The 4,165-nt window shown below is 72.0% G+C and carries 7 protein-coding genes; 1 reads left to right on the top strand and 6 read right to left on the bottom strand.

Going from position 1 to position 4,165, the window contains the following annotated elements:
* Positions 1-61: 61 nt before the first annotated feature.
* The 5 genes from VJS38_RS18030 to VJS38_RS18010 all read right to left on the bottom strand — a co-directional run bounded on the left by VJS38_RS18030 (position 62) and on the right by VJS38_RS18010 (position 2,794).
* Positions 62-499, bottom strand: a complete 438-nt coding sequence (locus tag VJS38_RS18030) for a response regulator (protein ID WP_324089535.1) — start codon at positions 497-499, stop codon at positions 62-64.
* A complete protein-coding gene (locus tag VJS38_RS18025) occupies positions 499-666 on the bottom strand; it encodes a hypothetical protein (protein ID WP_324089534.1) in 168 nt (55 codons plus the stop codon). Before VJS38_RS18025 ends, VJS38_RS18030 begins: the two co-directional genes overlap by 1 nt.
* A gap of 393 nt (positions 667-1,059) precedes the next feature.
* Positions 1,060-1,863: a hypothetical protein gene (locus VJS38_RS18020; RefSeq protein WP_324089533.1), complete on the bottom strand. Its 804-nt coding sequence runs from the start codon at positions 1,861-1,863 to the stop codon at positions 1,060-1,062.
* Positions 1,864-1,990: 127 nt separating this feature from the next.
* Entirely contained in the window at positions 1,991-2,272 is a 282-nt protein-coding gene (locus VJS38_RS18015; protein WP_324089532.1) for a hypothetical protein, read from the bottom strand.
* A 102-nt stretch (positions 2,273-2,374) separates the two neighbouring features.
* Positions 2,375-2,794, bottom strand: coding sequence for a cupin domain-containing protein (locus VJS38_RS18010; protein ID WP_324089531.1), 420 nt, complete (start codon positions 2,792-2,794; stop codon positions 2,375-2,377).
* 75 nt (positions 2,795-2,869) lie between these two features.
* Between VJS38_RS18010 and VJS38_RS18005 the strand changes: the two genes are divergently transcribed.
* Positions 2,870-3,664: a sulfite exporter TauE/SafE family protein gene (locus VJS38_RS18005; protein WP_324089530.1), complete on the top strand. Its 795-nt coding sequence runs from the start codon at positions 2,870-2,872 to the stop codon at positions 3,662-3,664.
* A 12-nt stretch (positions 3,665-3,676) separates the two neighbouring features.
* Here the strand turns inward: VJS38_RS18005 and VJS38_RS18000 are convergent.
* Positions 3,677-4,165 (bottom strand): CBS domain-containing protein (locus VJS38_RS18000; protein WP_324089529.1); only part of this gene is annotated, 489 nt, incomplete at its 5' end.

Genomic DNA, 4,165 nt, shown 5'->3' with positions numbered 1-4,165 from the left:
GAAGCACCAAGGCTGAAGCGTCCCGCGACCAACGTGGATGTGGCGAGATGACTCAGTAAGACTAGCGCCAGGCGCGGGCCAGGCCGACGCCGCTGCTGTGGGCGGGGGCGCGAGTCTGGCGGCGGGCGCTCAGCATCTGTCCGACCGAGGCCAGCGAGATCGGCTTGTTGGCGTAGTCGTCGAAGCCGAGCTGCAGATACTCGCGGCGCGACCGGGTCGTGTCGCCGGTGACCGCGACCACCGGGGCGTCGCGGTTCGGGCCGGAATCGGCGCGCAGCAGCTCGACCGCCTCGATGCCGCTCATCTTGGGCATCTGGATGTCCATCAGCACCAGGTCGACGGGCTGCTGGCGCAGCACTTCCAGCGCCTCGGCGGCGCTCGCGGCCTCGATGCACTGCGAGCCCAGGTGTTCGACCATGCGGGCAAGGACCAGCCGGTTGACCGGCTCGTCGTCGACGATGAGGACCTTCAGGTTGCGGGGCTGGTTGGCGGCATCCATCAGAAGCCCCCCTCCCGGCGCGCCGCTTCCTCGTGCTTGCGCAAGACTTTCAACGCCGAATCCATGCGGCGACGGAAGTCGACGATCAGATCGTCGTCCTGCCTGAAGAGCAGGCGCGCGTCGATGACCGCGTCGTCCTTCGCAAGATCCAGTTGCAGCGTCCGCATCACCATCGCACCTGTTTTGGAGAATGATGCCGAGGGCGCATGAAATACATCTTAACAATACAGGGGCCGTCGAGGTTCTGCATGGTCAGAATTGCGTTCTGAGCTATGCCGCGAGAATTATACTTACTGTGTCGTTAAGGCTGTCGCTAGCGTCGCTCTTCCATGGGTTCTCAGCGGGGCGCGCGGGGACTAGTTTCGTTCCGCTGCGGCGGCGTGGAAAGCAGACACGCACCGAAGCCCGTGCGGGCGTCGCCACTCCGAAAGCGCAGGATCTCCGCGACGGACCTGCGCTCGCGCGTGCGGGATAAGGACGGCCTAACGATCGTTCGCCGGAGTAGCGCCCGGCCCGCAGCGCCCGCCCTGCAGAGCCCTCCCTGCAGCGCCCTGGCGCGCTTACCAGCGCCGGTAGGGGTACTGCGGCTGATAGGTCTGATCGTTCTGGTACGGATCGGGCGCGTAGTCGTCGCGCGGATCGTCCGGATAGGTCCGGGCGCGGCGGTAGGGATAGCTGTCCGCCTGGGCCTGCTGCTCGGCCTCGGCCTGAGCCCGCTGGCGGTCCGCCTCGGCCGCCGCCCTCAGGCGCTCGGTCTCGGCGGCGCTGCGTTGGGCTTCCGCTTCGGCGGCCTCCTTCTGCGCCTTCACCACGGCGAGCTGCTCGTCCGCCAGCGCCTGGGCGCGGGCCTGGGCGTCGGCGCGCTCCTGGGCCGCCTGCTGCGCGGCCTGGCGGTCGCGGAAGCGCTGGGCGACCTGGGCGCCGCAGACGCGCAGGTCCGCCAGCGCCTGCTCGGACCCGGCGAGCCCGATCTGCACCGGCGCGTCGGCCAGCCAGCCGATCTGCAGCACGCCGCCCTTGCGCAGGGCGCTCAGCGTCTCGGCGCTCAGCCGCATGGCGGCGGTCTTGCCGTCGGCCTCGCGCATGACGAGGTTGGCGAAGGGCTTGTGGTCGATGCGGATCGGCAGGAAGGCCCGCTCCGGCGCGTCGGGCTTGGCGAAGACCAGATCGACGTCGTCGCCGTTCGAGACAAGCGCCGCCGGGACCGCGACGCCATCGCCGGTGAGCTCCAGCTCGGTGCGGCAGCCGTCGGCGCCGGGGGCGATCACCCAGGCCGGGGCTTCCGGCCGCACGGCGGGCGCGGCCGCCGCCTGGGAGGTGAGGAGCGTGGCCGTCGCTGCGGCCGCAGATAGAGCCTTGATCACGACTGATCCCCGACGCGTCCCTCGCGCGGAAGCTACGCTGCGGCGCCCGCGGCGCCTAGCGAGAATGCTTCGTCGCCACGTCAAATGGTTGTATTCGCCGCGGCCCCCGTGGGCGGACGACCGGGATTCAGTGCCCGCGGCGGCGCGGCGAGAGCAGGGCGCCCAGGACCGCGCCGGCGGCGAGCGCCACCGCGGCGGCGGCGAACGGACGGGCCTTGACCTGCTCGGCGGAAAAGCGGCCGAAAGTCTGGCCCTGCCGGCCGATGACGTCGGCGGCGTCGCGGCCCTGGCGGGCGAGCGCGTCGCTCACCGGGCGGACCCGGCGCAGGGCGCGCTGGACGGGCGGCAGGCGCAGCTCCGGCGGCGCATCCTCGCGGCCGAAGGTGTCGTCACCCATGACCTCTTCCATCCCCTTCCTCCTGTCGGACGCCGACTTGAGCGACGTCCATGCTGGCCGCGCAAGGCGGCGTGACTGTGACGACAGCGTAGCGCGAAAACCTTTAGAAGACCCTCAGTTCCCGTCGTTATTCGCGGCCGTCGTCGCGGCCCCGTCCGCCGGGCCGCGGTCGATCACGTAGAAGGTCGCGGCCTGGGCGCCGAGCGCCACCGCGACATGCCAGTCGCCCGGCTGCTCGGCCGCCATCTTGCCGGCCTCGACGACCTGCTCCTCGCCGGTCACGAGGTTCGAGACCTTCAGCCGGCCGGCGACGACGTAGAGGTATCGCTCGCCGCTCTGCCTGTGCTCGGGAAGGCTCCCGCCCGGCGGCAGGGTCTCCTGACGCATGGCGACACGAACCGCGGCGGCGGCCTGGGGATCGCTCGCCGCGGCGGTGGGCGCGGCGGGTGTCCCCAGTGCGGAGATCTGCGGGGCGGCGAGGGTCGGCGCGGCGCAGATGCAGGCCGCCAGCGCGGCCCAGGCGAACAGTCTCATTATGGAACCTCCCCCCGCGGTCCTAGCACGCGCCGGGCCACAAGCTTAAGCGTTTGGTAACCAGTTGGTTCCGGCTTGCGCCAGCGCCTCGGGGCGGGGCATGTGGCCCGCGTGGAAGCTTGGCGGCAGATGGCGGGGCTGGCGGGCGCCGGGCTCGTCGCCGGCGTGATGAACGCGCTGGCCGGCGGCGGCACGTTCGCGGCCTTTCCGGCGCTGATCGCCAGCGGCCTGCCGCCTACCGTAGCCAACGCCACCTGCAACACCGCCCTCCTGCCCGGCGCGGCGGCGAGCGCCTGGACGCTCCGGCGGCATCTCACCGCCTTCGGCCCGCTGGCGATGCGGACCCTGGCCGGCCTGACCCTGGCCGGCGGCGCCGTCGGCGCCTGGCTGCTGCACCTGACCAGCGAGGCGGCGTTCCGGGCCATCGTCCCCTGGCTCCTGCTGCTCGCCAGCCTGACGCTGACCTTCGGGACCCGGCTGCGCCGGGCGCTGGAGCGCAGCGAGTTCAGGTTGCACGCCGGCGGCGCGGCGGCCCTGCAGTTCGCGCTCGGCGTCTACGGCGGCTACTTCGGCGGGGCGGTGGGCCTCTTGATGATGGCGAGCTGGGTGCTGGTCTCCGACCTGCCGATCCAGCGGCTGGCGCCGGCGCGCACCCTGCTTCTGACCTGCGCCAACGCCGCGGCCTGCGTGCTGTTCGCAGGCCTGGGCCTGATCGCCTGGACGCGCGCCGCGCCGGTGGCGCTCGGCGGCGTCGCGGGCGGCGTCCTCGGCGCCCGCGTGGGGATGAAACTGCCGGCGCTCTGGGTGCGGGCGGCGACGCTCGCCATCACCTATGCGACGACGGTGGTCTTCTTCCTGCGCGCCTATTAGGCCGCGCCCCGGTCAGATCTCGCCGAACACCCCTTCCTGCACCCGCTCAAGTTCCTTGGCGTAGCGGCGCGAGACATAGACCTCGGCCAGCACGCCCAGCACCGCGCCGTCCGGATCGACGACCGCCAGTTCCTCGCTCTGGGCGGCGTCGAAGGCCTGCATGACCTCGGCGATGTTCATCTGCGGGGCCAGGGTGGCGGTCTTGTTGACCGCCAGCGCCGCGGCCCGCTCCTCCGGCTGGTGGCTCTCGACATAGGCCGTCGCGGTCGGCGCTATGCCGGCGTAGCGGCCCTCGGAGTCGAGCACCACCACGCGCGAGGGCCCGCCCGCCGGGAACCGGCGGCGGAATTCCGCCAGGGTGGCGGTCTCGGCGATGGTCGGGACGTCGGTGCGCATCATCCGGCCGGCGGTGAGCGTGCGCACCCAGCCGACGTCGCGGGCGCTGCGGATGGTCTCGCCGCGCAGGTGCAGCCGCCAGGTGGAGAAGGAATAGCCGAAGCG

Source organism: Phenylobacterium sp. (genome assembly GCF_035276905.1).
GTDB lineage: Bacteria > Pseudomonadota > Alphaproteobacteria > Caulobacterales > Caulobacteraceae > Phenylobacterium.
This window is presented reverse-complemented; position numbering and strand designations above follow the sequence as displayed.